This window comes from Pseudomonas sp. DVZ6 (assembly GCF_024259445.1).
GTDB classification, from domain to species: domain Bacteria; phylum Pseudomonadota; class Gammaproteobacteria; order Pseudomonadales; family Pseudomonadaceae; genus Aquipseudomonas; species Aquipseudomonas peradeniyensis.
The window spans coordinates 15,192-39,481 of sequence record NZ_JANCLM010000038.1 but is presented as its reverse complement, the minus strand read 5'-3'; the positions used below and the strand labels follow the sequence as shown (position 1 = coordinate 39,481).

22 protein-coding genes are annotated in these 24,290 nt (G+C 66.1%); 5 read left to right on the top strand and 17 right to left on the bottom strand.

Annotated features, from left to right (window positions below):
* Positions 1 to 17 precede the first annotated feature (17 nt).
* Positions 18 to 1,382: an APC family permease gene (locus NMG10_RS20555; RefSeq protein ID WP_232856499.1), complete on the bottom strand. Its 1,365-nt coding sequence runs from the start codon at positions 1,380 to 1,382 to the stop codon at positions 18 to 20.
* A 300-nt stretch (positions 1,383 to 1,682) separates the two neighbouring features.
* On the opposite strand from NMG10_RS20555, the gene NMG10_RS20550 reads away from it, so the two are divergent.
* Positions 1,683 to 2,480 carry a helix-turn-helix transcriptional regulator gene (locus tag NMG10_RS20550; protein ID WP_254465029.1) on the top strand — a complete coding sequence of 266 codons (798 nt, stop codon included), beginning with the start codon at positions 1,683 to 1,685 and terminating at the stop codon, positions 2,478 to 2,480.
* A 28-nt stretch (positions 2,481 to 2,508) separates the two neighbouring features.
* On the opposite strand, the gene NMG10_RS20545 is transcribed toward NMG10_RS20550, so the two are convergent.
* The 5 genes from NMG10_RS20545 to NMG10_RS20525 form a co-directional block, all read right to left on the bottom strand.
* The gene (locus tag NMG10_RS20545) at positions 2,509 to 3,975 is read right to left on the bottom strand and encodes a DNA-3-methyladenine glycosylase 2 family protein (RefSeq protein ID WP_254465028.1); all 1,467 of its coding nucleotides are present in this window, start codon (positions 3,973 to 3,975) and stop codon (positions 2,509 to 2,511) included.
* A gap of 186 nt (positions 3,976 to 4,161) precedes the next feature.
* A complete protein-coding gene (locus NMG10_RS20540) occupies positions 4,162 to 5,208 on the bottom strand; it encodes a chitinase (RefSeq protein WP_203647036.1) in 1,047 nt (348 codons plus the stop codon).
* A gap of 37 nt (positions 5,209 to 5,245) precedes the next feature.
* A complete protein-coding gene (locus tag NMG10_RS20535; protein WP_203647037.1) occupies positions 5,246 to 5,881 on the bottom strand; it encodes a lytic polysaccharide monooxygenase auxiliary activity family 9 protein in 636 nt (211 codons plus the stop codon).
* A 358-nt stretch (positions 5,882 to 6,239) separates the two neighbouring features.
* Positions 6,240 to 7,931, bottom strand: coding sequence for a phospholipase D-like domain-containing protein (locus NMG10_RS20530; protein WP_254465027.1), 1,692 nt, complete (start codon positions 7,929 to 7,931; stop codon positions 6,240 to 6,242).
* 22 nt (positions 7,932 to 7,953) lie between these two features.
* Positions 7,954 to 8,721 (bottom strand): ribonuclease, encoded by a 768-nt coding sequence (locus tag NMG10_RS20525; protein ID WP_203647039.1) that lies wholly within the window; start codon positions 8,719 to 8,721, stop codon positions 7,954 to 7,956.
* A gap of 154 nt (positions 8,722 to 8,875) precedes the next feature.
* Between NMG10_RS20525 and NMG10_RS20520 the strand changes: the two genes are divergently transcribed.
* Positions 8,876 to 9,058, top strand: coding sequence for a DUF2986 domain-containing protein (locus tag NMG10_RS20520; RefSeq protein WP_203647040.1), 183 nt, complete (start codon positions 8,876 to 8,878; stop codon positions 9,056 to 9,058).
* Between the two features lie 41 nt (positions 9,059 to 9,099).
* Complete coding sequence (locus tag NMG10_RS20515; RefSeq protein ID WP_232856493.1) at positions 9,100 to 9,564, top strand: VOC family protein; 465 nt, start codon at positions 9,100 to 9,102, stop codon at positions 9,562 to 9,564.
* Between the two features lies 1 nt (position 9,565).
* On the opposite strand, the gene NMG10_RS20510 is transcribed toward NMG10_RS20515, so the two are convergent.
* The 5 genes from NMG10_RS20510 to NMG10_RS20490 form a co-directional block, all read right to left on the bottom strand.
* Positions 9,566 to 10,387, bottom strand: coding sequence for a MipA/OmpV family protein (locus NMG10_RS20510; protein WP_254465026.1), 822 nt, complete (start codon positions 10,385 to 10,387; stop codon positions 9,566 to 9,568).
* A gap of 157 nt (positions 10,388 to 10,544) precedes the next feature.
* Positions 10,545 to 10,841, bottom strand: a complete 297-nt coding sequence (locus NMG10_RS20505; protein WP_110737748.1) for a DUF3144 domain-containing protein — start codon at positions 10,839 to 10,841, stop codon at positions 10,545 to 10,547.
* A gap of 288 nt (positions 10,842 to 11,129) precedes the next feature.
* A complete protein-coding gene (locus tag NMG10_RS20500) occupies positions 11,130 to 12,464 on the bottom strand; it encodes an MFS transporter (RefSeq protein ID WP_203647050.1) in 1,335 nt (444 codons plus the stop codon).
* Between the two features lie 42 nt (positions 12,465 to 12,506).
* Entirely contained in the window at positions 12,507 to 14,048 is a 1,542-nt protein-coding gene (locus tag NMG10_RS20495; RefSeq protein WP_254465025.1) for a class I adenylate-forming enzyme family protein, read from the bottom strand.
* A gap of 2 nt (positions 14,049 to 14,050) precedes the next feature.
* Positions 14,051 to 15,229, bottom strand: a complete 1,179-nt coding sequence (locus NMG10_RS20490; RefSeq protein ID WP_203647052.1) for an acetyl-CoA acetyltransferase — start codon at positions 15,227 to 15,229, stop codon at positions 14,051 to 14,053.
* Between the two features lie 141 nt (positions 15,230 to 15,370).
* Between NMG10_RS20490 and NMG10_RS20485 the strand changes: the two genes are divergently transcribed.
* Positions 15,371 to 15,943, top strand: coding sequence for a LuxR C-terminal-related transcriptional regulator (locus tag NMG10_RS20485; RefSeq protein ID WP_203647054.1), 573 nt, complete (start codon positions 15,371 to 15,373; stop codon positions 15,941 to 15,943).
* A 48-nt stretch (positions 15,944 to 15,991) separates the two neighbouring features.
* Here the strand turns inward: NMG10_RS20485 and NMG10_RS20480 are convergent, their stop codons facing one another.
* A complete protein-coding gene (locus NMG10_RS20480; RefSeq protein WP_203647056.1) occupies positions 15,992 to 16,636 on the bottom strand; it encodes an ankyrin repeat domain-containing protein in 645 nt (214 codons plus the stop codon).
* A 158-nt stretch (positions 16,637 to 16,794) separates the two neighbouring features.
* Here NMG10_RS20480 and NMG10_RS20475 point away from each other — a divergent pair, with 158 nt between their 5' ends.
* A complete protein-coding gene (locus NMG10_RS20475; RefSeq protein WP_203647059.1) occupies positions 16,795 to 17,676 on the top strand; it encodes a LysR substrate-binding domain-containing protein in 882 nt (293 codons plus the stop codon).
* A 36-nt stretch (positions 17,677 to 17,712) separates the two neighbouring features.
* On the opposite strand, the gene NMG10_RS20470 is transcribed toward NMG10_RS20475, so the two are convergent.
* The 5 genes from NMG10_RS20470 to NMG10_RS20450 form a co-directional block, all read right to left on the bottom strand.
* Positions 17,713 to 18,441: a thioredoxin family protein gene (locus tag NMG10_RS20470; protein ID WP_203647061.1), complete on the bottom strand. Its 729-nt coding sequence runs from the start codon at positions 18,439 to 18,441 to the stop codon at positions 17,713 to 17,715.
* A gap of 157 nt (positions 18,442 to 18,598) precedes the next feature.
* A complete protein-coding gene (locus tag NMG10_RS20465; protein WP_254465024.1) occupies positions 18,599 to 20,044 on the bottom strand; it encodes a curlin in 1,446 nt (481 codons plus the stop codon).
* Positions 20,045 to 20,074: 30 nt separating this feature from the next.
* Positions 20,075 to 20,545 (bottom strand): curlin, encoded by a 471-nt coding sequence (locus NMG10_RS20460; RefSeq protein WP_203647065.1) that lies wholly within the window; start codon positions 20,543 to 20,545, stop codon positions 20,075 to 20,077.
* 13 nt (positions 20,546 to 20,558) lie between these two features.
* Positions 20,559 to 22,793, bottom strand: coding sequence for an Ig-like domain-containing protein (locus NMG10_RS20455; protein ID WP_254465023.1), 2,235 nt, complete (start codon positions 22,791 to 22,793; stop codon positions 20,559 to 20,561).
* Positions 22,794 to 22,819: 26 nt separating this feature from the next.
* The gene (locus NMG10_RS20450) at positions 22,820 to 24,166 is read right to left on the bottom strand and encodes a hypothetical protein (protein WP_254465022.1); all 1,347 of its coding nucleotides are present in this window, start codon (positions 24,164 to 24,166) and stop codon (positions 22,820 to 22,822) included.
* Between the last annotated feature and the right edge of the window lie 124 nt (positions 24,167 to 24,290).

Genomic DNA, 24,290 nt, shown 5'->3' with positions numbered 1-24,290 from the left:
GTGTACTCCTTGGATGCTCACAATTTCTGGAAAGTCGGGCTGAGGCGGCCGTGGGTGCTGTACAACACCATCGACACGGCCAGCAGCCCGAGAATGATCAACAGGTCGCGCAGCGATGCCTCGCGCAGCAAGGTCACCAGCAGCCAACCGGCGCCGCTGACCGCCAGCAACGCCGGCAACGGCCACAGCGGCATGCGGTACGGGTGCTCACGGTCGCGGCGCAGCACCCGGCTGCACAGTGCGCAGGCCGCCACCACCAGGTAGATCAGCAACAACAGCAGCACGGTGAACGAAGTCAGTTGTTCCAGGCTGCCGGACAGGCTCAGCAACGCCGACGGCACGGCCAGGAACAGGGTCGCCAGCCACGGCGATTCCCAGCGCGGGTGGATCAGCGTGAAGGCGCGGTTGAGGGTTGGCGTCCAGATCGCATCGCGGCCGCTGCTGTACACCACCCGGCCGACCTGGATGACGATGGCGACGATGGCGTTGAACACCGAGAGGAAGATCCCGGCACTGACCAGCCGCGCCAGGGTCTGGTTGCCGTGGGCGGTGAGCAGGTAGCCGATCGGGTCGCCGCTGGCCAGCATCGCCTGCAACGACGGTGCGCCGATCAGCAGCGCCGCCAGTGGTATCACCTCGATCGCCACTACCACCGCCAGCGACCACAGCACCGCCCGGTGCACGGTACGGCCACGGTCCTTCATGTCCTCGGCCAGCAGCACCGCGCCACCGTAGCCGTTGAAGGCGAACAGGGCCATGCCCACCGCCCCCAGCACCAGCGCCCAGGGCGCGACGACCAGGCTGCCCTGCTCGAGCATCTGCGGTTGCAGCAGGCTTGCCACCGGCTGGCTGGCGTTGCCGAAACCCAGTGTCACGATCACCAGCAGCGCGGCGACTTCGCAGAACAGGAACAACCCGGTGATCCAGGCGTTCAGGCGAATATTGAGGATGCCCAGCGCATAGCTCGACACCACGATCACCAGGGCCACCGCCTGGGTGTCGAACGTGGTACCCAGGGCGTTGTTCAGGTAGGTGGCGGCACCGGCGGCGAGTACCGGCGGGATGAACAGCATCGAGGCCAGCACGGTGAGGAAGGTGGCGTAGCCGGCCAGCCCGCCGAACACCCGCTTGGCGTACACGTATTCACCACCGGCGGAGCTGTGGGCACGCCCCAGCTCGGCGTAGCACCAGGCGAACATCAGCGCCAGGGCCGCGGCCATGATGAACGAGAGAAAGGCGCCGCTGCCGGCCTGCTGGATGGCGAAGGGGGCGATGACGAACACGGAACTGGCCGGGGTCACCGCCGACACGGTGATGGCGACCACGTCGAACACCCCCAGCCGTTGCTGGAGTGCGCCCGTGGGCGCTGCGCTGGAGCTCATGGCGTTTTTCCTCTGGTTGTTATTGGTTGTGAGGGGAAAACCGGTCACGCGGCCGCTGGACCTGGGCTGGACTGTAGGCTGGCGCAGCGACCGGGCCAATTACCTAAAGGGGGTACGCCTCTTGACGGGGAGCGGGAAACCTCACAAGACTGCGCAATCGCAGGTCGAATTTTGTGGGAGCGGGCTGGTCCCGCGATGGCGTAGCGTCAGGCAACCCTGCAATATCGCGGGGCAAGCCCGCTCCCACGCCCCCCTCATTCCAGCCAACTGACTAGTAACAGTCGCCAGCAATGGGGTCTCATGCACAACCTGTTCACCGAAGCCAGCACTCACGCAGGCCTGGCCCGCACCGTCGAGCAGATCGGCCAGCCGCGTTTCTGGCGCCAGTTGATCCTGCTGTTGCAGCAGTGGCTGGTGTTCGACAACGCCCTGGCGATGTTCTACCCCCGCGCCGGCCTGCCCCGGGCGCTGGAGATCTTCGATGCCCGGGGTGAAGGCAACCCCGAGGCCATGGCCCTGTACCTGAGCGGCCTGTACCAGCTCGACCCGTTCTACCAGGCCTGCCAGGAGCGCATCGGCGACGGTCTGCACAGGCTCGAGGAAGTGGCACCGGACCAGTTCCGCCAGAGCGAGTACTACCTCAAGTACTTCCACGACCATGTGCTGGAAGACGAGGTGCAGTTCATCGTGCAGTTGGGGGACAGTGGCGCCCTGTCGCTGTCGCTGGGACGCCGCGAGCGGTTCGACAGCGCCAGCCATGGATTGCTGGCGGTGGTCTGCCCGTGGGTGGTTGCGCTGATGGCCCAGCACTGGCTGCAGCAGAGCCTGCGCCCGGCGCCCGTGGCAGGCATGGCCCATCAGGTGCGCGACGCCATGAGCCTGTTCGGCGCCAAGGTGTTGTCCGAGCGCGAGCTGGAGATCGCCCGGCTGATCCTGCGTGGCTATTCATCCAAGGCCATGGCCGAGCGCCTGGCCATTTCCCCGGAAACCATCAAGGTCCATCGTCGGCATCTCTATGCCAAGCTGGATATCTCGTCGCAACCGGAGTTGTTCTCGTTGTTCCTGCAATCGCTGGGGCATGATCCGCAGGATCCCTGAGCCCGCCGCACAGCGTTTGCCAAGACGCTCACGGACGCGCCGGATCTGCCAGCCCCTGCCAGGCACGCAGCACGGCATAGCCACGCCAGGGCCGCCAACCCTGCGCAGCCTGTGTCGCGGCCTTGGCGCTGTTCACCCCCAGCGCCTTCTGCAGTGCCACGTCACCCGCCGGAAACGCATCGGGCCAGCGCAACGCGCGCAAGGCGATGTACTGGGCCGTCCAGTCGCCGATGCCGGGCAAGTCCCGCAACTGGGCGCAAGTGGCCGCGACATCGACACCGGGGCTCAGCAGCAGGCGCCCCTCCCCCACGGCCTCGGCCAAGCCCTTGAGGGCGGCCTGGCGCTGGCGCGTGATGCCCAGTCGGCCAAGGGCGTCACCACTGGCCGCCGCCAGGCTGGTCGGTGTGGGAAACAGACGGTCCAGCGCTGCAACGGGCGTCTGGATAGACTCACCAAAGGCGCCGACCAGGCGCGCGCCCAGCGTGCGCGCGGCGGCCACGGTGATCTGTTGGCCAAGCACGGCACGCACCGCCAGCTCGAAACCGTCCAGCGTACCGGGCACACGCATGCCTTCGCTCGCCGGGAACGTCGCCTGCAACACACTGTGGATCGCCACCGGGTCGGCATCCAGGTCGAACGCGGCCCGCACACGGTTGATCAGCGTGGGCAAAACGCCTGCCAGGCTGTCACTGATGGTCACCTGCGCCTGGGCACGCTGGTCGTCAAGGCTCACACTCAGCCAGCCGCTGCACGCCTGCTGGCCCTGCACAAGGCGCAGGGTGCGCATGTACTGCCGGCCCTCCACCCATTCCAGGCCCGGGATGGCGCGCAGGCGCAGGAAGCCCAGTATCGACTCCACGTCATAGGGCGGGCGCCAGCCCAGGCGAACGCTCACCCCTTGCCCATTCGCGGTCGAGCGGGCGCGACGCAACGTACTGGGATTCAGGCCATAGTGCTGGGAGAACGCATCGTTGAAGCGCCGCACACTGCCAAAGCCACTGGCCAACGCCACCTGGGTCATCGGCAGTTGCGTGTCGGCGATCAGTTGCTTGGCCGCCAGCAGCCGACGTGTCTGCAGGTACTGCAGCGGCGAAACCCCGAAATGCGCCTCGAAGATGCGTCGCAGATGGCGGTCGCTCACCCCCAGGTGCCGGGCGATATCGACCATCGTACGTACGTTCTGCGGCTCGTCCAGCATGCGCGCCGCCTGCACGGCCAGGATGCGCGAGGCATCCTCGGTGCTCCACGCCACCGCACGCGGCGCCAGCTCAGGGCGGCAGCGCAGGCACGGCCTGAAACCCGCCGCCTCGGCCTGGGCGGCATGCCGGTAGAACCGCAGGTTGTCACGCCGTGGCGTCTTGACCCGGCACACCGGCCGGCAATAGATGCCGGTGCTGGTGACCGCGGCGAAGAAGGCGCCATCGAAGCGCGCATCGTGCGCCTTCAAGGCCAGGTAGCAGGCATCGCTTTCGGGAGAATCGATTAGGTTGGTCATGAGCGACATCCTATGCCCTGGATTCGCTTGAGGCTCGCCATTTTCGGACATATGGCTTGCAGGGTTTCCCCTGTCCTGCAGACAACAAAAAATCCGATGCCTTGCGGCATCGGATTCTCATCGATCGATCACGTCGGCAGGCCTCGACTGCCGGGCATCAGGCACGTCTGCCCGATGCAGGTTCGATCAGGCGGTCGGCGCCTTGCGGGTGCGTGCGGGCGCCTTGGTGCCGTTGATCAGCGGCCCGTAGCGTCGGCTGAACTCCTGGTTGTAGGGTACGTGGTCCTTGTTGACCCCGTTGTCCCAGTTGACCGACCAGGTCATCAGGCCCTTGATCGACACGCCCTTGGCGTACAGGCGCTTGAACGCGTTGGTCACCGCCGTCGGGTTGACCACGTAGCCGGTGGCGGCGGCATCGACGTTGGCCGGCAGGCCGATGACGAACTTGTCGGCCGGGATCCGGGTGAAGCCGCGGGTGCCGCTGACCAGGCTTTCGGTCAGGTAGAAGAGGAAGTCCTCTTTGAGCGCATCGTTGTTCTGGGCAATCCAGGCGCCCCTGCCGTTGTTGGCCTCCTGCACCCACAGCCCGTCGCCACCCTGGTTGTAGAACTGCGGGGCGATGAAGTCGTAGTAGCCCTCCAGTGCCTTGAGGTAGTCGACGTAGCGCCCGGCGCTGGTCAGGTAGGGGAACTCCGGTGCCATGCTGATGATGAAATGCTTGCCCTCGGCGGCATAGTGATCCTTCACCAGCTTCAGCGCGGCGGGCAGGACGGTCTTGTTGGCGGCGAAGTCGATCGCGCTCTGTTCAAGATCGATGTCCAGCCCGTCGAAACCGTAGGTTTCCACCAGGCGGATGATTTCATTGGCCAGCGGCTGTTCGTGGCCCGGGTTCAGCGCGATATGCGCATCGGCACCGCCCAGCGACATCAGCACCGCCCTGCCCTGGCTGTTGAGCACGCCGACCTGGCGGCGGAACTCGGCATCGGACAGGTTGTACGGCTTGAAGGTCGGGATGCCGCTGCCCTTCATGAACGCCACGGCCACCACGTTGTAGTCGCGCGGCACCTCCTCCAGGCTCATGTTGGCGAACTGCCCGCGCTGGTAGCCGTCCGCAGGGCCCGCCGGCCAGTTGTGCCAGTAGCCCATGAGGATCTTCTTGCCCTCGAGGCTGGGCATGCGCGAGGCGGCGTCGTCGCGCGCGGCCTTCAGTTGGGTAAAGTCAATCTTTGACATGTTCCAATCCTTTAGAACGTGTGGAAGATCCGCGGACTTACTTGAAGTCGACGTCGAAGGCCTGGTAGAAGGCGTTGCCGGTGTTGGCGACGATCCACATCAGGACGATCACATGACGGCCCTTCTTGTTGGCCGGCAGCTTCACTTCGTGGTCGACCTTGGCCTTCAACTCGCCGGCATGGCTGTAGTACGGCACCTGTGGGTAGAAGTCCTCGGCGAACGGCTTGTCCTCCAGCTGCGCACGGCTGATGCGCTGTTTCGGATCCCAGCCGTCCTTGGTGATCAGCCAGCGGTAGCCGCGGGTGGTGTGCGGCGCGGTGTAGCGCCAGGTCACCTTGAACAGCTGCCCGGGGTCGACGTTGACCAGCGGCCAGGTGAAGGCGCGGTTGAGCTTCTTGCTCATCTCCTCGTCGGTGAAGTTGACGCAGTCGCGGGCGTCGGTCTTGCCACCGCTGAGGATGTAGCCGTCGGCGGGCGGGGCGACGCTTGGGTTGTCCGACTGGAACGGTGCGGGGAACGGGCCGGCCGCCAGGGCCGGGAAGTTCTTGCCGCCTTCCATTTCGTCGACCTGCCAGCCGCTGAGCACGCCCAGGTCGATGGCGACGGCGCCGCGGGAGGCCGGGGAAGTGACGCGGCCATGGCGAAGTGGGTTCTGGTTTTGTGGTTGGTTCATGTTCATAGCTCCATTTGATTTGAGAACTCTCCCTTTCCGAAGGAGAGGCCTTCAAACTAACGGAGCTGGATTTAATGTCCACGGGGCGATTTTGCGCACCGAAGCCGGGCGCTGGAAGAAACCCCAATGAATACTGGATACTCATACAGTACCACTATAGTTATCCTACCTTCCCTGGAGTAAATCACCTACGTACCCAAGCGGCACATGGCCCTGTAGGAGCGGCCTTGTGCCGCGAAAGGGGCGCGCAGCGGCCCCAGCGATCTTTGCATCAACACTGAGATCCTGGGGCTGCTTCGCAGCCCTTTCGCGGCACAAGGCCGCTCCTACAAGGGATTGCGCATGGCCTGTGGGACTGTCAGCCGACCAGATAGCGCCGCCGCTTCGACCGGTAGTTCGCCGGATCCAGGTGCGCGGGCAGCCATTGCCCGGCCTGCGGCTTGAGGTAGTTGCCGGTGCTCCCGGGCCGGGCCTGGTACTTCGCCGCCAGGTAGCGCGCATAGTGGTGATCGAACAGGCGCATGAACTCGCCGAAGTAGATGTCCGCCACCCGGGTATCGCCGTGGATCACCAGCATGTTCTCGTCGTTCTTCTCCTGGGAGGCGGCGCTGAAGTTCGCCGACCCGGTCACCACCGTGGGCTGCTCGCCCAGGGGGTCGACCAGCAGGTACTTGGTATGCACGTAGTCGTTGCTGTTCAGCGGGTTGTCACGCTCCTTGAGCGCGTTGGTCAGCGGGTTGTCCTCCCCCAGGAAGCTGCCGGCGGCAAAGATCACGTCACCGTCGGTGCCGATGTTCTCGGTCTTCCTGAGCGGGTCGTCCTTGATCACGTAGCGCAGCACGTCGTTCTGCGCCTGGAGCACCTCCTGGAACTCCCGAGCGATCTCGAACGCGGCGGTAAAACACACCAGCTGACGGGCTGCGCCGGCCAGGTCCGCGTACCACTGCAAGGTCTTCTGCGCCTGGGGCGTTTCCTTGCGCTCGCGGGGACTGAACAGCGGGTAGGTGCCCGGCTGCAACGGCAAGGCGGGCAGCGGGGTAGCCTGGGTATTGGGCGCACGCAGCCTGGCTGGGGTCATGTTCTGTTGCAGCCGCGTCCAGTAGTCCAGGTATTGCCGGGCGATGATGGGGGCGTGGACAACATGGCCGACATTGGAGTGGCCGAAGATCCCGCCAGCCGAGATATTGGTCGAGCCGGTCCAGACGCTGACCGGCTGGCCATCCTTGAGCAGCACGATGAACTTGTTGTGGCGGATGCCTTCGCTGACCGTGCGCGGATGCACCCAGGCCTGCAGGCCGGCCTGCTCGATGGTGGCCAGGTTGTTCGCCTTGTACTTGCTCTGGGCATCGAAGACGACCTGCACGTCGCCTTCACGGGCGGCCTCGCGCAGGGCCTGGGCGACCGGCAGGTACTGGAACTCGTAGAATGCCGCGCGCAGGCCCATGCCTTTCGCGCCGCCGCGCCCGATGAAGTCGAGCAGGCCCTCGTAAAGGCCCCGCGAAAGCCATTTCATCGGTTTGGAGGCCGGCGCATCGGGATCGGGAGCGACGTTATCGAATTCCCTGGCATAAGCCTGGGAGCCGATCACGCCGCGGTTGAAATGGATATCGTGCCTCAGGCCCTCGCCGCCCGGCGCAAGCGTGGGCTCACAGCGCACGCGCACCGCGACGCCCCGGGCGTCGTCGATGCGCAGGTTCCTGGGCTCGCCGAACACCGGCTGCACCGTGTAGGCGTACTCCCCTTCGGGCGCGACGGTGTAGTCGGCCCACAGGAAACTCTGGATCGGATGCTCGCTGGTCGGCACCAGCGTGCCTGGTGGCAGCCCCTTGTCCTTGTCGGCGAAGCGCTTGAGGCCGCGCAGATAGTATTGGGTCCGCAGCTTGCCGGCCGCGTCGAAGTACCGACGGTGTACGGCAAAGCCCAGCAGGTTCTGCTCGCCGACCAGGGTCTCGAGGCTCGGCGGCGTGACGAAGTCCCAGGCCAGGAACACGACATGGGTGCCGGCGATGGCCCGTACCCGCAGATAGTCGCCATTAGCGGATGCTCGCATGGGTGCACTCCTTGCAGGCCGGTTACTGGAACGGCGTCCTGACCTTGATCTGCTGATTGTCGGGGGTCCCGCCGCTCGGGCACGGGATCGCAGCGAGCTGCTTGTCCAGGCACACCCAAAGCTCCTTCAGACGGTTGCCCGAACCCACCGAGACCCGCAGGCTCTGTGCCGGCAATGCAGGGTTGCGGGCCAGGAAGGCCTGCTTGATGTCGCTGACCTTGGCGTTAACCAGTTGATTGGGGCCAGGGTTGCTGCCGAGCATGGCTTGCGTGTCGGGACGGCGCAGCGTGTCGTACACCCGCTGGATATCGGCGAAGTAGCGGTTGGCGGACGACCAGCCACAGGTGCCGTGGGCCTGCCATTCGTTCTGCATCAGGTCCGGCCCCGGCATCATGCACAGGTGCTGCCTGACCAGTGGCGCCGGCAGCGAGCCGACGCTCTGGCAGTTGCGAGGATGGTCCTGGTTGGACTTGGCATAACGGTTCTGCGGCCACAGGCCATGCACCACCCATTCGAAACGATTGCCCGAGAAGCACTGGAAGGCATGCTTGTCCCGTTGCGCCTTGGGCTTGTTGCGCTGGCTCTCGCAGTGCTCCGGCGACCAGGACAGCACCAGCGCCAGGTAGTCGGTGGGCAAGTCCTTGTTGACGTAGTCCACCGGGCGCACCGGCGCGGGCTCGACGGCGTCGGGCAACGCGCAGATTTCCTCGGCGAAGATCGGTGAGGCGGCGGCCAGCCAGCCCCAGAGCAGCGTTCTGACCCAGGCGCAATGCCGTGGTGATCCTTGCATGATGACCTCCTTGTCGGGTTCGACAGGCTCCGTGCCTGTCGCTCGTACAACCCCGTCAGGAGATGGTGTAGCGCGAATATGACGATTCGTCAGTGGCGCTTTGTTGTATCGTTCGTCCCTGCCGTACCACCAGGCGCCAATGAAGCGAAAAAACATGAACCGTCGTAAAAAGATCAACCAGCTGTTGAAAGCCCACGCCAAGAAGGCCAGCGCCAAACTGGCGCCGAAAAACCGCAACACCTACATCTCCAAGGCCGACCGGCTGAAACTGGCGGCCGAAGCCAGCCTGGGCGCCGAGCAGGCCACGGCAGACAGCACCTCCCCCGCACAGCCCTGAGCCTGATAATGACAACACCTGCCGACATAGCGAGCGATGCGATGGACCTGAAATTCAGCCACGTGGATGTGCTGGTCGCCGATCTGCAGGCCGCTTGTACCTACTACGCCCAGGTGCTGGGCGCCGAGATCTCGCGCACGCTCGTCTGGGAGCGCGGCGGCCTGCATGTGCACTACGCCATCGCCCGGATCGGCCAGGAGCGTTTCATGCTGGTGCAGCCGCTGGCGGGCAACCTCAAGGACCTGCTCGACAGCCATGGCGAAGGGATGATCTACCGCCATTGCTACTCCACGCCGGACATCGAACAGGCCTATGACCAATTGACGGCCAACGGCATCCAGCCCGAGGACGAGAACGGCAAGCCGCTGGCGCGCGAGCACCTGCAGTCGCCTGCCGGTGCCCGCATCATCTGGCTGCCGAAGCGTTTCGGGCATTTCTCGATCGAGATCATCGAGGCACAGGCGCTCGAAACCTTCATCGAGGATGCCTTCCTCCCGCAAGCCTGAATCAGAATGCGTACTGCACCCCGACGGTCGAGGTGACCGGCGTGTCCTGGCGAATGATCGGGCTGTGGCGGACCTGGTCGGTGTAGTGCATCACGTTCACGCTGGCGATGGTCGACCAGTGCGGGTCGAACCGGTGCATCCACGACAGCTCGCCCGAGTAGGCATGGATGCCCTTGTCCGCCTTGAATCGATCGAAATCGGTGTTGTCGCTTTGCTGGGCAGTGACGCCGAAGTAGGTCTGGTTGTACTTGGCCTGCCCCGCATGCGCATTGAGGCCCAGGGTGACCATGTCGGCGTCGCTCTGGTGCAGCGTGTTCAGCAGGCCGAACTGGTAGCTGTTGCCGCGCTTGTAGCCACCGGTGCGCAACTCGGCGCCGGCGGTGACCGCCAGCCAGGGCAGGACCTGCTGGGCCAGGTCGATGTTGACCACCGTCGCTCCCCCTACCGCCCCCATGCCTTTCAAATCGTCCGAGCCAGCGCGGTACTTGCTGTCACCGTCGGCACGGCCGAAGTCGTAGCCGAGCGAGAGACTGGCGCTGAAGCCGCTGTCGAACTGATGCTGGACGCCCACGCCCTTGAGGCTGTCGGCGAAGAAGATGCCGCGCTGGAGGGTCACCGATGGCAACAGGTGGCCCTGGCTGCCCTTCGCGCCCATGTAGCGCGGCGCGGCATGCAGGGCGAAGCCTGCGGTGACCTGGGTCTCGTCGCCCCAGATGATGTCCGGCGCAGTCTTTTCCTGGGCACTGGCCTGGCTGCAGGCAAGTGCCGCGTTGAGGGCAAGCGAAGTGCCCAGTATCTTCCTGATGGACGTTGATTCGAACATGATCATGACTCGCTGGATAAAGTTTTCGACGCTGCGGGAAACGCACCGGGATTGCCCGGCGCATTTCAACTGGCGCGCACTCTAGCGAGGGTCTGTCAATGTTCCTTCCAGCGATTGTCAAGGTCGTGTGAAGATGGCTGAATTTTCCGGGTAGGCCTCAGCTGTCCTGGCCCAGCACATAGCGGTCGAAGTGCTGGATATGCTCGTCGAGGTTGTCCTCGAGCATCATCCGGTACTGCTCGCAGAAGTACTTCAACAACTCCTCCCGCGCCGCGGCCATCTCCTGCGCTGACTTGAAGCTGCGCGCCGTCATCCAGGCATTGAAGCGACTGGCGGCGAAGGTCATCGAAGCACTGACCTTGCCGAGGTCTTCGAGCTTCTCGATCTGCTGGTTGGCCAGCTCGATATGCGCATCAGCGCGGTCGTAGAAGGCCTGGTCGGTGGCTTGTGCCATGGCGGTATACCTATTGGAGATGTTTGTCTCAGGCCGTCTTGGCCTGAACAGTGAACAGCCGGCTCATCAGGCGCGCACAGTTGGGTGCGGCCTGCATCCCCAGACCGATAGATTGAGGCGGCGACTGTAACAGAATGCTGTCCTGCCCCGGATACAAGGCTCGAAATCCCTGCCTGTGGGAGCGGGTTTATCGGACCGCCGCACCGCCGCGAACACCGGCAGAGCCGGTGCCATCCACCGCGCCGCCTGCTTCGCGGGTGAACCCGCTCCCACAGAGGTCCCTTCGCCTTAAACCGAGCGCAGGTTCAAAGGGCTCGGATCAACAGACTGCCGCGCATCGTGGCCACAGGCGACGAAATCCTCCTTGCGCAGCACCACCAGCGCCACCAGCGACGCCACACCGGTGCCCACGTAGAAGTACCACGGCGCGGTGATATCCCCGGTCACCTTGATCAGCCAGGTGGAAATCAGCGGCGCGCTGCCGCCGAACACCGCCACCGGGATGTTGTAGGCCATGGCGATGCCGGTGGAGCGGATCCGCGTCGGCAGCAGTTCGCTCATCAACGCGTAGGTCGACGAAGCGTACAGCCCGAACAGGATCGCCACCGCCATCAGCGGCCAGAACAGGGTGGCCGGGGTGGCGCCGGGCGCGGTCTTGAAGAACCAGTACATGGCCAGGGTCGCCAGGGTGCCGATCACCATCAGGAACGGCTTGCGCCCATAGCGGTCGGTGAAGGCGCCGCCCAATGGCATCACCAGCGCCGCCGACAGGCTGGCGACGAACACGTAGAGCAAGGTGGTGCCGCTGTCGAACTTCAGCGTGTTGGACATGTAGGTCGAGGCGAAAGTCAGCACCAGGTAGAAGATCGAGCTGTGCAGGGTGATGATGAAGAACACCAGGGCGATCGAGCGCTTCCACTGCCATACCTCGCGCAGCGGCGCCTTGGAGGTCTGCCCGGCTTCCACCAGGGCGAGGAACTCGGGACTGTCCTCGAGCTTGAGGCGAATGTACAGTGAGATGAAGCCCAGGGGACCTGCGATCAGGAACGGGATGCGCCAGCCCCAGTCCTGCATCAGTTCGGCGCCCAGCGCCCAGGTCATGCCATTGGCCACGGCGCCGCCCAGCAGCAGGCCGAGCACTGCGGTGACCATCAGCCAGCAGGTGGCGAAGCCGCGTCGACCGGGGCCGGCGTATTCGGAAATGAAGCTGGTGATGGTGCCGATCTCACCGCCGGCAGAGAAGCCCTGCACGCAGCGGATCAGTACCAGGATCACCGGCGCGGCGATGCCGATGCTGGCGTAGGTCGGCAGCAGACCGAGCAGGAAGGTGGAGCCGGCCATCATCACCAGCACCGTGATCAGCGTGCGGCGACGGCCGATCTTGTCCGCCAGCGGGCCGAAGAACAAGCCGCCCAGCGGGCGGATGAAGAAGCTCAGGGCAAAGGCCGCGAAGCTCGCCAGCAGGCTGCTGGTGGGGTCGTCGGAAACGAAGAAGGCCTTGCCGATGTACAAGGCCAGGAAGCCGTAGACGCCGTAGTCGTACCACTCGATCAAGTGGCCGGTGGTGGCGCCGATAAAGGCCCGGCGCCGCTGGCGCTGGGTGTTGCCGGGTGACATGCCCATGTCGGGAACTCCTGTCGTGGTGCTTTCCATGAAAGATGCGGGTCAGTGGCTGGCGAACGCCCCGTCGGGGTTCTGCAGCCACTGGCGCAGCTGGGTCTTGAGAATCTTGCCGTAGCTGTTCTTCGGCAGCTCGGCGCAGAACAGGTACTTCTTCGGTTTCTTGAACGAGGCCATGCGCGCCAGGAACCATTGGTTGAGCACCTGGGCATCGAGGCTGCCCGGTGTGCGCGGCACGACGAAGGCCACCACCGACTCGCCCCACTCGGCGTCGGCCTCCCCCACCACGCAGGCCTCGAACACCTCGGGATGCTGGATCAGCACCTCCTCGACTTCGCGCGGGTAGATGTTGCTGCCGCCGGAGATGATTACATCCTTGCTGCGGTCGGTCAGGCTCAGGTAACCGCGCTCGTCGAGAAAACCGATGTCGCCGGTGCGCAGCCAGCCGTCCACCAGGGCCTCCCGGGTGGCCTGCGGATCATTCCAGTAACCCTGCATCACCACCGGCCCGCGCACGCTGATCTCGCCGGGTTCGCCGGCCGCCAGCGGCTGGCCCGCGCCGTCCACCACACGCACCTCGACACAGGCCTGGGCCCGCCCCACCGAGGCGGCGATGGCGGGCCAGTCGGGGTGCTCACGGTCGGCGATGACCTCACGCGACAGCGCGCTGATGGTCATCGGGCATTCGCCCTGGCCGTAGATCTGCACCAGGCGCGGGCCGAAGGTGTCCAGGGCCTCGCTGAGGTCCGCCAGGTACATCGGGCCACCGCCGTAGACGATGGTCTTGATGCCCGCGCCGTCATAACCCTGTTGGCGGGCCTGCTCGACCATGCGCTTGACCATGGTCGGCGCGGCGAACAGGCTGACCTGTCCCAGGGTCTGCGCCAGGCCGAACAGCTCGACGGCCTGGAAGCCCCGGGACAGCGGCACCACGTGCCGGGCGCCGCAGCGCACGTGGACGAAGTTGTACAGCCCGGCGCCATGGGACATCGGCGCGGCGTAGACCACGGCATCGACGGCGGTTACCGGGTCGACGTCCAGCGGGTAGCACAGCGACATGGCGACCAGGTTGCCATGGGACAGCATCACGCCCTTGGAACGCCCCGTGGTGCCGGAGGTGTAGAACAGCCAGGCCAGGTCGCTGTCCTGACGCGGGTGCGGCTGCGCCAGTTGATCGCTGTCGAGCGCGCCGGGCGCGGCCAGGACAGGCGCAGCCAGCTCACGGCAGCCGACTGGCAGGGTCGCGCTGTCGAAGAGCTCGCCCTCGTCGGTATAGATCAGGCGCGCCCCGGCATTGCCGGCAATCCAGGCCGCTTCCAGGGCGTGCAGCTTGCTGTTGATCGGCACCGCCACCGCCCCGCTCCACCAGATGGCGTAGAGCAGTTCCAGGTAGACGCAGCTGTTCTTCATCAGCAGCGCCACCCGGTCGCCCGGTTCGATGCCATGCACGTCACGCAGTTCCAGTGCCCGTGCCCGCACCTGGGCGGCGAACATCCGGTAATCGGCCACCTGACGCTCCCCGTCGAACAGCGCCGGACGCTCGGGCCAGCGCTGGGCTGCATCCTGCAGCCAATGGGCGATGTTCATCCTCAGACCCTGACCGCTTGCAACACGCTGGCATAGTTGGCCACCGCCATGCCGCCCATGTTGAACAGCAGGCCGAACTCGGCGTTGGGCACGCCCAGGCCGATGGGCTTGCCGGTCAACTGGGCGAAGCCCAGGGCATGCATCGACACCCCGGTGGCGCCCACCGGATGGCCCTTGGCCTTGAGCCCGCCGGACAGGTTCACCGGCAGCCGTCCGCCCTGGCGCACGATGCCATCGTCCAGCGCCCGGTGCCCCTCGCCCCTTGGCGCCAGGCCCATGGCCTCGTAGATCAGCAGTTCGGCGATGGTAAAGCAGTCGTGCACCTCGGCGAAGCTCAGGTCGTTCAGGGTCACCCCCGCCTCGCGCAACGCCCCGTGGATCGCCCGTTGCGGCCCCTCGAAGGCCAGCATGTCGCGACGCGACAGCGGCAGGAAGTCGTTGACCTGGACCATCGAGCGGATCGCCACCTGGCGGCGCATCGAGCGGGCGCGCTCGGGCGAGGCCAGGACGATCGCCGCCGCGCCGTCGCTGATCAGCGAGCAGTCGGTCAGGCGCAGGGGCGCGGCGATCAGCGGGTTGCTTGGCGACACCTGGTTGCAGTGCTCGAAGTCCATCACCCGGTGCATCTGCGCCAGCGGGTTGGCCATGGCGTTGGCGTGGTTCTTCACGGCGATGGCCGCCATCGACGCCAACGGGCTGTGGTAGCGCTCGGTGTACTGCTGCGCTACCTGGCCGAACAGCTGGGCGAAGCTAAGCCCGGCTTCCGCCAGGTCGTTCTGGTAGCCAGCGCCGGCCAGCGCCCGGGTGACCTCGACCGTGCTGTTGCCGGTCATTTTCTCCGCGCCGACCACCAGCACCAGCTCGGCGGCGCCGCTGCGGATCGCGTTGATCCCGGCCTGGATCGCCGCCGAGCCCGAGGCGCAGGCGTTTTCGCAGCGGGTGGCGGGCTTGAAGCGCAGTTGCGGGTCGGCCTGCAGCATCAGCGAGGCCGGGAAGCCGTCGGCCACCAGGCCCGAGTTGAAGTGGCCGAGGAACAGCGCGTCGATCTCGGCGGCGTCGATGGCCGCGTCCTGCAGGGCATCGCGGGTGACCTGGACGATCAGGTCCTCGAGGTTCAGGCCATCCAGGCGGCCGAAGGGACTGTGCGCGGCGGCGACGATGGAGATGGAATCGTGGAGCATGGTGGTTTTCTTCTGTCCTTGAAGCGGGTATTGCATACAATGTGGCAGTACCCGAATCCCACGCTAGTTGGGGCAACTACGTACGCGAGTAAGTAGTGAGCCGTACGGGACACCACCACAAGCACCAAGGCAGGAAGCCTGATGACCGTACCCACCCACGCCTCCCCGGACCTCGAACGCCTGGCGTTCCAGGTTTCACCGGCGCCGCAACTGATCACCGGCCACCGGCGCATGCTTGACTGCAACGAGGCCTTCTCCCGGCTGTTCGGCTATACCCGTGAAGAACTGCGCGGGCATCTGACCTTGCTGCTCTACCCTTCCCACGCTGATTACCAGAGCATCGGCGAGCGCAGCGAGCACTGGCTGCGCAACGGGCTGGGCGCCTTCTACTCCGACGAACGCTTCATGCAGCACCGCAATGGCGAGGTGTTCTGGGCCCGGGCCCAGGGCTTCACGCTGACGGTGGAGGATCCGTTCAAGCTGATGATCTGGCATTTCGAACGGCTCGACCGGCAGCCGGCGCCGACGGTGCAACTGACGCCACGCGAGCGGGAGATTTCGTTGCATATCGTCAATGGGCTGACCTGCAAGGAGGTGGCGCGGCGGTTGGGGATCTCGCATCGGACAGTGGAAGTGCATCGGGCACGGCTGATGAAAAAATTGCAGGCGAAGAACAGCGCGGAGTTGGTGTCGAAGATCATTTTCATCAGTTGATTGCGGGTCATCAGCAACCCGCAAACAGGTCGCTTGCCTGAACGGACCCTACCTTTGCAGCAGGGCCACCATCTCCTGGTATCCGCGCTGGCGGGCATGCTCCAGCGCGGTCACGCCATCCTTGTCGGCGATCCGTGGATCCGCCCCGGCCGCCAGCAGCCGGCGCACGATCTCCACATGCCGCGGGCCGCCATCGCCGAGGATCACCGCCTCGAGCAGCGCGGTCCAGTGCAGGCGGTTGAGATGGTTCACGTCGACGCCGGCATCGATCAGCAGCTGCACGGTCTCGACATGGCCGCGCTCGGCCGCCGGGATCAGCGCGGTGCCGCCGTAGCGGTTGGTACTCCTCAGGTCGGCGCCATGGGCCAGGGTCAGGCGCAGGATGTCGTTCAGCCCGCGGGCGCCGGCATACAGGTAGGGGCTGTCGTTGATATTGTCCTTGGCGTTGACGTCGGCCCCGGCCTCGATCAGCACCTTGGCCACATCCACCTGGTTGGCGTGGGTCGCCACCAAGAGCGCGGTCTGGCCCTGCTCGTCGCGGGTGTCCGGCGGTGCGCCCTGCTCCAGCAACTGGCGCACGACTGGCGCATCACCCCGTTGGGCGGCATCGAGCAAGGCGGTGTTCATGGTCGTGGTCTCGGCATGGGTGGCAAGGCTCAGGCTCAACAGCAAGGCGGCGAACGGCAGGCGCATGGGCATCGGTTCCTTGTGCGACGAAGCTCCAATGTAGGGCCCTGATCGTTGTAGCAGAAGTGAATTATCTGGATGCAACCCAGTGTATTTGCGCATGTTGCCGGGTAGCGGTTCCCATGGTAGAAGTCAGGCTTGTCATTCAGAAGCTGAATACCAAGATGTCTTCCAGCGTAAAGCCGAATAGGGCCCTGTTCGACCTCGACCTGCTGCGCGCCATCGTCGTGGTGGCCGACTGCGGCAGTTTCACCACCGCCGCCGCACGGCTGCACTCCACCCAGTCGACCATCAGCCAGAAGGTTCGCCGCCTCGAAGACATGGTCGGTCATCGCCTGCTGGTGCGCGGCAACCGCGACGTGCTGCCCACCGATGCCGGGCAGACCTTGCTCGGCTATGCCCGGCACATGCTGGCCTTGAACGACCAGATGCTCGAAGCCCTGGCCGGGGCCATGGTCGGCGTCACCGTGCGCCTGGGGGTGCCGGAGGATTTCGTCGGCGGACGCACCACCAACGCGCTGTCCGCGTTCAGCCGGCGCCATCCGCAGGTCAAGCTGGAGGTTACCAGCGGCCTGTGCCGCGACCTCAGCCAGGCCTACGACAACGGCGAGCTCGACCTGGTGCTGCTCAAGCAGCGGCGCAACAGTCGCGAGGGCGTGGCCTGCTGGCCGGAGCGGTTGCAGTGGATCGACAGCGTACGCACACCGTCCTTCGAACTCGATCCGATTCCGCTGGTGACCTTCCCGCCACGCGGGCTGTACCGCGACGACATGATCAATGCGATCGAAGGCATGGGCCGGCGCTGGCGCATCAGCTTCACCAGCTCCAGCCTCAGCGGGATCCAGGCGGCGGTGGCCGACGGCATGGGCATCAGCCTGCTTCCTCCACGCGCGGCGCTGGCCGAGCACCGGGTATTGGGTGCCGAGCAAGGGCTGCCTGAAGTGGACAGCTACGAGATCGTGATCGTGCATCGGCCGACGGCGGACGTGATGGTCAAGGCGCTGGCCGAGGTGCTGACGGAGTTGCTGGCGCTGCGGGCGATCTGATACGGCCATCGCGACTTGCCCCGCGATGGCACTCTCTCAGTCCCCACAACAGTGGGGTTTGTCCTGCGCGTCCTCATAGCGATCATGATGCCGCACCCAGTCCATCGTCCCTTCCTCGTTGCGCCCCAGGGGCGCCAGGTCGAGGAAGTTGTAGGCGTTGACCAGGATGTCCAGCCCCCGGGCATAGGTGGAATAGGTGTGGTACAGGTTGCCGTCGGCCTCCCGGTAGAACGCGCTCAGCCCGGGCAGCTCCGCCTCGTTGCCGGTATAGGGTTCGTAGTTGTACTGGGCGCTGCCGTCGGTGGCGACACTGACCCCGAAGTCCTGGTTGAAGGGGCTGCCATGCGAGGAGTACCACGGGAAGCGCCAGCCCATGCGCTGGCGGAACGCCTGGAACTCGGCATAGGGTGCCCGCGACACCGCCACCAGGGACACGTCATGGTGGGCCAGGTGCAGGTTGGCGCCGTCGAAGTGGTCGGCGAGGAACGAACAGCCCGGACAGCCTTCGTTCCAGCCTTCGGCGAACATGAAGTGATAGACCAGCAACTGGCTGCGTCCGGCGAACAGCTCGGTCAGGCCCAGCTCGCCGTGCGGGCCGTGGAATCGATAGTCCTGTTCCACCCGCACCCAGGGCAGGGCGCGGCGGGCGGCGGCGAGTTCATCGCGTTGATGGGTGAAGGCTTTCTCGTGCAGCCAGAGCTGCTGGCGGGCGGCAAGCCACTGGCTGCGCGTGACCACGGCATGCTTGGGGATGGGATGGCTCATGGGTGTGACTCCACGCTGGGGGTTCACCAGGTGGTCGAACAGGTAGCGAATGTTTCGACAGGCCTTGTGCCGTTACCGACGGATGGTCACGCAAAGCGGGGAAAAAGGAACCGCGGCGCCAGGGAGAGCAAACACCGCGGTCCAAGGGGGGAGCCCGTCACTGCTGGGTCACAGTCGCCGAGTTGGCATTGCCATACTGGGTAATGGTGGCGGTCTGGCTTGCGCCACTCTGGTCGACGAACGCCTGGTTGCCGTTGCCACCCTGGGTCACGTAGGCAAGGTTGGCCACGTCGGTCTGCTTGATGGTGGCCTCGTTGCCATTGCCGTACAGCTGGTAGGTGTAGCTCTGGTTGCCACTGCCCGACTGGTCGAGGGTGATGCTGCCGCCATTGCCGGCGGCCAGGCCTTCGGCGTAGTTGGCGGTGCCGCGCTGGTCGGCGATGAGCAGGTTGTCGCTGCCGTTCTGCTCGAAGTACAGCTCATTGTTGCTGTCGGCCTGGCGGGTTTCCATCTGGTTGCGGTTGCCGTTCTGGTCCAGCCGCGCGACCTGGGCGTTGCCTTCCTGGGTGATGTTGACGCCGTTGCCATTCCCGGTCTGGTTGATCTGCGCCTGTTGGCCGACGCCGAACTGCCCACCGGATTTTTCGCCCTTCCAGTTGCTGGCCATGATCTTGTTGGCATTGCCCGCCGTGCTGATGGTCAGGCTGTGGTTGTCGCCGGTCTGGTAGGTGAAATGCAGGTTGTTGTTGCCTACTTGGGAAATACTGGTCACCGCCTGGCTGGTCTCGTACTGGTCCGACCAGCTGGCATTGCCGCGACCGGTCTGGCTGAGGCCTGCGCTGTTGCCCTGGCCGAAGCTCTGGTCGATGTAGCCTTCGTTGGCCTGACCATTCTGGTACACGCTGGCCTGGCTGGCGGCCTGGTTGTCCTGCCACACCTCCACCGAGTTGCCGGTGCCGTACTGGTCGATGCCGATGGTGCCGCCCAGGCCGTCGCGCTGGTCGCCATAGGCCCAGTTCTGCCTGCCCTCCTGGTAGATCGCGATATCGCCGTCCTGGTGAGTCATGTGCTCGGCGGCCGCCTGGTTGCCGGTGCCGCCCTGCATGATCACGCTCTTGTTGTTGCTGCCGCCGAACAGCTGCTCGACCGTGGCGTCGTTGCCATGGCCTGACTGCAAGGTGGTGGCCTGGCTGCCCAGTTGGGTGTCCTGCCAGATGACCGAGCGGTTGCCGCTGCCCAGCTGGATCTGCAGGGACTCGTTGTTCTCGCCCACCGACTGGCTGGCGAAGGCGTCGTTGAGGCCGCCGCCGGACTGCTGGGTGATCTGGCTGCCGTTCTCGTACAACTGCTCGGCGTAACCGGCGTTGAACGAGCCGGTGGCGCTCTGCTGGATATGGCTGGTGCTGTTGTCCTGCAGCGCCATGTGGTTATGGTCGTGGCCGGTCTGGTTCTGCGTGGCCGAGGCGAACGGCGCCTGGCTCTGCTTGACCTCGGCGATGTTCTGGTTGCCCTGCTGGGACTGGGTCGAGATGCTGTCGTCGGCCATGGCCTGGCCGGCAAGGGCCAGGACGATGGCAGCGCTCAGGGGGGCGAGCTTGTGCATGGTGTTGCCTCCAGATCTGTCGTGTTGGGCCTAGCGGTATTGGCTGACATGGACCTGCTGGCCGTTGCCGGCCTGGGTCACGGTGCTGTTCAGCCCCGTGCCGCGCTGGTCGATGGTGGCGCTGTTGTGGTTGCCGATCTGCTCGATGGCGGCGCTGTTGTCGCTGCCGTTCTGGCGGATCGTGGCGTTGTTGCCCTGGCCCTGCTGGCTGATCGCGGCCGTCAGGTCGCTGCCTTCCTGCAGGATGTACGCCTCCTGCGCGCTCCCGGCCTGGACGATCCGGCCCAGCAGGGCCTGGCCGTTCTGGTCGAGGGCGGCGCGGTTGCCCGTGCCCAGCTGCTCGATCACCGCAACCTGGCCGGCAGCGGTCGGCAGCAGGCGCAGCACCAGCGGCTCGCCGAGGTCGCTGCCGACGGCGAGGTCGGCGTTGTCCATCAGGTCGTCGGCCAGGGCCTGGCCGGTCAGGGCCAGGCTCAGCAGCAGTGGGTACAGGGCGTTCATGGCATCCCTCCGTTTACTGCACCACCACGTTGACCGTGCGCGTGGTGCCCTGGCTGCTGGTCACCGTGGCGGTCGGCGCGGCGGTGGGCACCAAGGTCGTGCTGTTGCTCACCGTCAGGCGCCAGCGGCCGGTGACCGGCACGGTGGTGGTACCGAGGGTCTGCACGCCGGTGGTGGTGGTCACGCGCACGGTGATGGTGTTGCCGGTGGTCACCGAGGATGTGCCGCTGATATCCCAGTTGAAGCGGTTGTTCGAGCGCGCCGTGACCGTCGCCGCGGTGACCGCGAAGGTTTCCTGGGCCGGCCGTGGCGACACCTGCACGGTGACCGTGCCGGGCGTCGAGGTGGCGCCGATCGAGTCACGGGCGACGTAGCTGAAGCTGGTGGTGAACGCCGCGCTCACCGTGGCCGGTGGCGTGTAGGTGATCACGTTGCCGTCGGTGCTGACCGTGCCGCGTCCGGCCGGGGTCGGCTGGGTGACGCTGGCGATGGTCAGAGGCAGGTTGCCTTCCGGGTCGGTGTCGTTGGCCAGGGCGTTGATGGTCAGCGGCACGCCGAGGGTGGCGACGCTGTCGGCCACCGCGCTCGGTGGACGGTTCGGCGCGACGTTGACGGTCACCGTGGCCGGGGTCGACTTCAGGCCCTTGGCGTCCTGGGCGCGGTAGCTGAAGGTCGCCACCACTGGCGCGGTGGCGCCGGCCGGCGGGGTGTAGGTCACCGCGGTGGTGCCGTTGAGTACCACGCCACCCAGGCCGGTACCCGGCTGGGTGAGGTCGGTGATGCTCAGTGGCACGTTGCCGTCCGGGTCGCTGTCGTTGGCCAGCAGGTTGAGGGTGATCGGCACCCCGACACTGGTGCTGGCGCTGTCGGCCTGGGCCGCGGGGGCCTGGTTCTCGGTGGGCACCGGGGCATTGCCGACCACCACCACCGGCTCCACGTCGATACCGCCGTGGGCAGACTTGACGGTGATGCTGGCGGGCGGCTGGGCCAGGTCGTTGACCGTCAGGCTCTGCTGCACGCCGGACTTGGACATGCGCCCGAAGCCCTGAACCAGCAGGTCGGGCACCACCACTTCATCGCTGGAGCGAGCCTCGACCAGCAGGCGCTTGGCGCTCCAGTCGTAGCGTGCGGTGGCGACCTTGACCACATCGCTGAGCTTGCTCGACAGCGCCGTCGGCCGCGTGGTGCCGGCCGGGCTGCTGGCGGTGACCACCACCACCGACGGTGGCACGGCCTGGCTCAGTTGCTGGCTGAAGAACAGCCCGTTGTTGTCGGCGAGCATGCTGAACTGGCATGGCGACGGCGGCGAGCCGATCAGCGCCAGGCCGTTGCGCAGGCACAGACTGGCGCTGTTCGGCGCCTTGGCGAAGACCTCGACGCGGGTGCCGGCGGCGTTGCGCTGGTAGGTGGCGCGCTGCAGCGTCACCGGGGTCTGCTGGCGCTGGTCGAGGACCTTGCCGGAGACGGTGAAGACGTTGGTCTGGATGGTGCCCGCCGGACCCTGGATGCGCACGAAGTTGGTGTTGTTCGGGCTGCCGGTCACCGCCTCGGTGATGTTCGGGTCGCCGACGAAAGTCTCGGTGGCACCGGTGTCCGGGTTGACCTCGGTGTACGGGCCGCCGACGCCGCGCAGGAACGGGCCGAGGTTACCGTTCAGGGCGCCGCTGAAGTTGCCCGGCGCGCCGATGCCGATGTCGCGGGTGATGTTGATCGCTCGTCGGCCGGCGGTGGTCACGTTGACCGTCTCGACCCCGAACGGGTGGGTGATGGTGTAGGTACCGGTGCGCGGCACCGAGGCGCGGATGCGGATGCGGGCAAAGCTCTGCTGGTCGCCGTTGACCGGGTTCTCGGCGGCGAAGGCCGCCTCGAGGCCGGCGACATAGACTTCCAGCTCGTAGCCGCTGTTGCCCACCTGCGGGATCTCGGTCTCGGCCAGGAACCAGAACATCTCCGGCGGCCAGTTGTCCGGGAACACCAGCGGCAGGGCGTCGTCGTAGACCCCGGGCTCGGGCAGCAGCGTGCACATGTAGGCCGGGGCGCCCGGCGCACCCGGTGCCCGCGAGCTGGTGGCGCGTGACTGGCACAGCTCCAGGGCAAGGTTGTTGGCGTCCTTGTACCACATCGGGTAGCCCCCGGTGGCGAAGGTGTAGGGGCCGGGATCGACCTCGCTCAGCGCGGCCCAGGCCGCGCTGCTGACGGTAAGGGTGAAACCGGCGGCGCACAGCGCCCGACGCGACCAAGTATTCATGCGGCCTCCTTGAAGGCGGTGTCTGTTCATGGCACCAGCACCACGTCTTCGTTGTCGCTGCCGCCGTGGCTGCTGGTGACTTGCACCTGCGCTGGCGGGATGGGTGACAGCCCGGTGGTCAGGGACTTGACCGCGCCGTTGCCGCTCAGGTTGCCGATCAGCGCACCGTTGCCGGTGCGGGCGGTGAGTGCGGGCGGACTGGTCTCGTCGCTGCTGCTGGCGACCAGGGTCAGCTGGCCGCTGGCCAGGCTGTATTCGGCGCGGCTGATGGTCACCAGGTCGGTCAGCGGCATGGCGGCGCTGGTCGGCGTGCTGGTGGTGATGGCCAGGCTGTTGTCGGCGGTTACCTGCAGGGTCAGCGGCAGGGTCGGGTTGAGCGCCGACTGGCCGTACCAGGCGCCAGTGCCGTTGGCCTCGCCCAGGGAGAGGGTCGGTGTCTGGCTGGTCAGGGTGACCGTGGCCGGCGCCGGCGGCGCCATGACGAACACATCCTGCTGGGCCCGCAGGTCACCGTTGACGGTATGCCGCGAGTAGGTGCTGCGCTGGGGGATCAGCGGCGTCGGCCGGTTGACCGTGGACAGCTTGCCGGAGATGGCGAACAGCTCGGTGCGCAGGTCGATGCCGTTGGGGCCCTCGATGCGCACGAAGTTGGTGTTGAACGGGCTGCCGGTGACCGGCTCTTCCAGGTTCGGGTCACCAATGTAGCTTTCGCTGGCGCCGGTGCCGGGGTTGGTTTCGGTATAGGGGCCGTTGACACTGCGCAGGAACGGCCCGACGTCGCCTTTGAGCGCGCCGCTGTAGTCGCCGGGAGAGCCGATGCCGATGTCGCGGGTCATGTTGATCGCCCGGCGCCCGCCCGCCGGCACGTCGAACACGTCGACGCCGTAGGGATGGGTGATGGTGTAGGTGCCGGCCACCGGCACATCGACGCGGATGCGCACCCGAGCGAAGCTGACCTGGTCGCCATCCACCGGCTCCTCGGCGCTGAAGGCGGCCTCGATGGCCGAGCCGAAGCTCAGGTCGATGCCGCGGGCGGCATCGACGATGGCGGCGTCGGCGGTAAACCAGAAGGCCTCGTCGGGGAAGTTGCTGGGGAAGACGATCGGTTGGGTATCGTCGAACACGCCGGGGGTGGGCAGCAGCGTGCACATGTAAGACGGCGCGCCGGGGGCACCGGCGACCCGTGAGCTCACCGCCTTGGACAGGCACAGGTCGAGCACTCGGCCATGGCTGTCCTGGTACCAGGCGGGGAACTTGCCGGTGGGCAGGGTATACGGGCCGCTGTCGACCGCATACAGCGCAGCCTGGGCCGGTAGCTGGAGCAGGCCGGCGAAGATCGCCACGGCCAGCGGGTGGGGAGTCGGTCGGTGCATGAGTTGCTTCCTCCTGCAAACGGGCCCATGGGTTGGGGCGTCTGCAGAGGCATCGGCAACTGTTGTGCCAGGTTTCCCATGGCCTTGAGAAATGGCTCTGGATCAAGGGTTCCAGCGTGCCTGA

Bases quoted from the DNA above. Each gene is read 5' to 3' on its own strand.
- NMG10_RS20555 (WP_232856499.1), bottom strand. From the start codon at position 1,382: ATGAGCTCCAGCGCAGCGCCCACGGGCGCACTCCAGCAACGGCTGGGG.
- NMG10_RS20550 (WP_254465029.1), top strand. From the start codon at position 1,683: ATGCACAACCTGTTCACCGAAGCCAGCACTCACGCAGGCCTGGCCCGC.
- NMG10_RS20545 (WP_254465028.1), bottom strand. From the start codon at position 3,975: ATGACCAACCTAATCGATTCTCCCGAAAGCGATGCCTGCTACCTGGCC.
- NMG10_RS20540 (WP_203647036.1), bottom strand. From the start codon at position 5,208: ATGTCAAAGATTGACTTTACCCAACTGAAGGCCGCGCGCGACGACGCC.
- NMG10_RS20535 (WP_203647037.1), bottom strand. From the start codon at position 5,881: ATGAACCAACCACAAAACCAGAACCCACTTCGCCATGGCCGCGTCACT.
- NMG10_RS20530 (WP_254465027.1), bottom strand. From the start codon at position 7,931: ATGCGAGCATCCGCTAATGGCGACTATCTGCGGGTACGGGCCATCGCC.
- NMG10_RS20525 (WP_203647039.1), bottom strand. From the start codon at position 8,721: ATGCAAGGATCACCACGGCATTGCGCCTGGGTCAGAACGCTGCTCTGG.
- NMG10_RS20520 (WP_203647040.1), top strand. From the start codon at position 8,876: ATGAACCGTCGTAAAAAGATCAACCAGCTGTTGAAAGCCCACGCCAAG.
- NMG10_RS20515 (WP_232856493.1), top strand. From the start codon at position 9,100: ATGGACCTGAAATTCAGCCACGTGGATGTGCTGGTCGCCGATCTGCAG.
- NMG10_RS20510 (WP_254465026.1), bottom strand. From the start codon at position 10,387: ATGTTCGAATCAACGTCCATCAGGAAGATACTGGGCACTTCGCTTGCC.
- NMG10_RS20505 (WP_110737748.1), bottom strand. From the start codon at position 10,841: ATGGCACAAGCCACCGACCAGGCCTTCTACGACCGCGCTGATGCGCAT.
- NMG10_RS20500 (WP_203647050.1), bottom strand. From the start codon at position 12,464: ATGGGCATGTCACCCGGCAACACCCAGCGCCAGCGGCGCCGGGCCTTT.
- NMG10_RS20495 (WP_254465025.1), bottom strand. From the start codon at position 14,048: ATGAACATCGCCCATTGGCTGCAGGATGCAGCCCAGCGCTGGCCCGAG.
- NMG10_RS20490 (WP_203647052.1), bottom strand. From the start codon at position 15,229: ATGCTCCACGATTCCATCTCCATCGTCGCCGCCGCGCACAGTCCCTTC.
- NMG10_RS20485 (WP_203647054.1), top strand. From the start codon at position 15,371: ATGACCGTACCCACCCACGCCTCCCCGGACCTCGAACGCCTGGCGTTC.
- NMG10_RS20480 (WP_203647056.1), bottom strand. From the start codon at position 16,636: ATGCGCCTGCCGTTCGCCGCCTTGCTGTTGAGCCTGAGCCTTGCCACC.
- NMG10_RS20475 (WP_203647059.1), top strand. From the start codon at position 16,795: ATGTCTTCCAGCGTAAAGCCGAATAGGGCCCTGTTCGACCTCGACCTG.
- NMG10_RS20470 (WP_203647061.1), bottom strand. From the start codon at position 18,441: ATGAGCCATCCCATCCCCAAGCATGCCGTGGTCACGCGCAGCCAGTGG.
- NMG10_RS20465 (WP_254465024.1), bottom strand. From the start codon at position 20,044: ATGCACAAGCTCGCCCCCCTGAGCGCTGCCATCGTCCTGGCCCTTGCC.
- NMG10_RS20460 (WP_203647065.1), bottom strand. From the start codon at position 20,545: ATGAACGCCCTGTACCCACTGCTGCTGAGCCTGGCCCTGACCGGCCAG.
- NMG10_RS20455 (WP_254465023.1), bottom strand. From the start codon at position 22,793: ATGAATACTTGGTCGCGTCGGGCGCTGTGCGCCGCCGGTTTCACCCTT.
- NMG10_RS20450 (WP_254465022.1), bottom strand. From the start codon at position 24,166: ATGCACCGACCGACTCCCCACCCGCTGGCCGTGGCGATCTTCGCCGGC.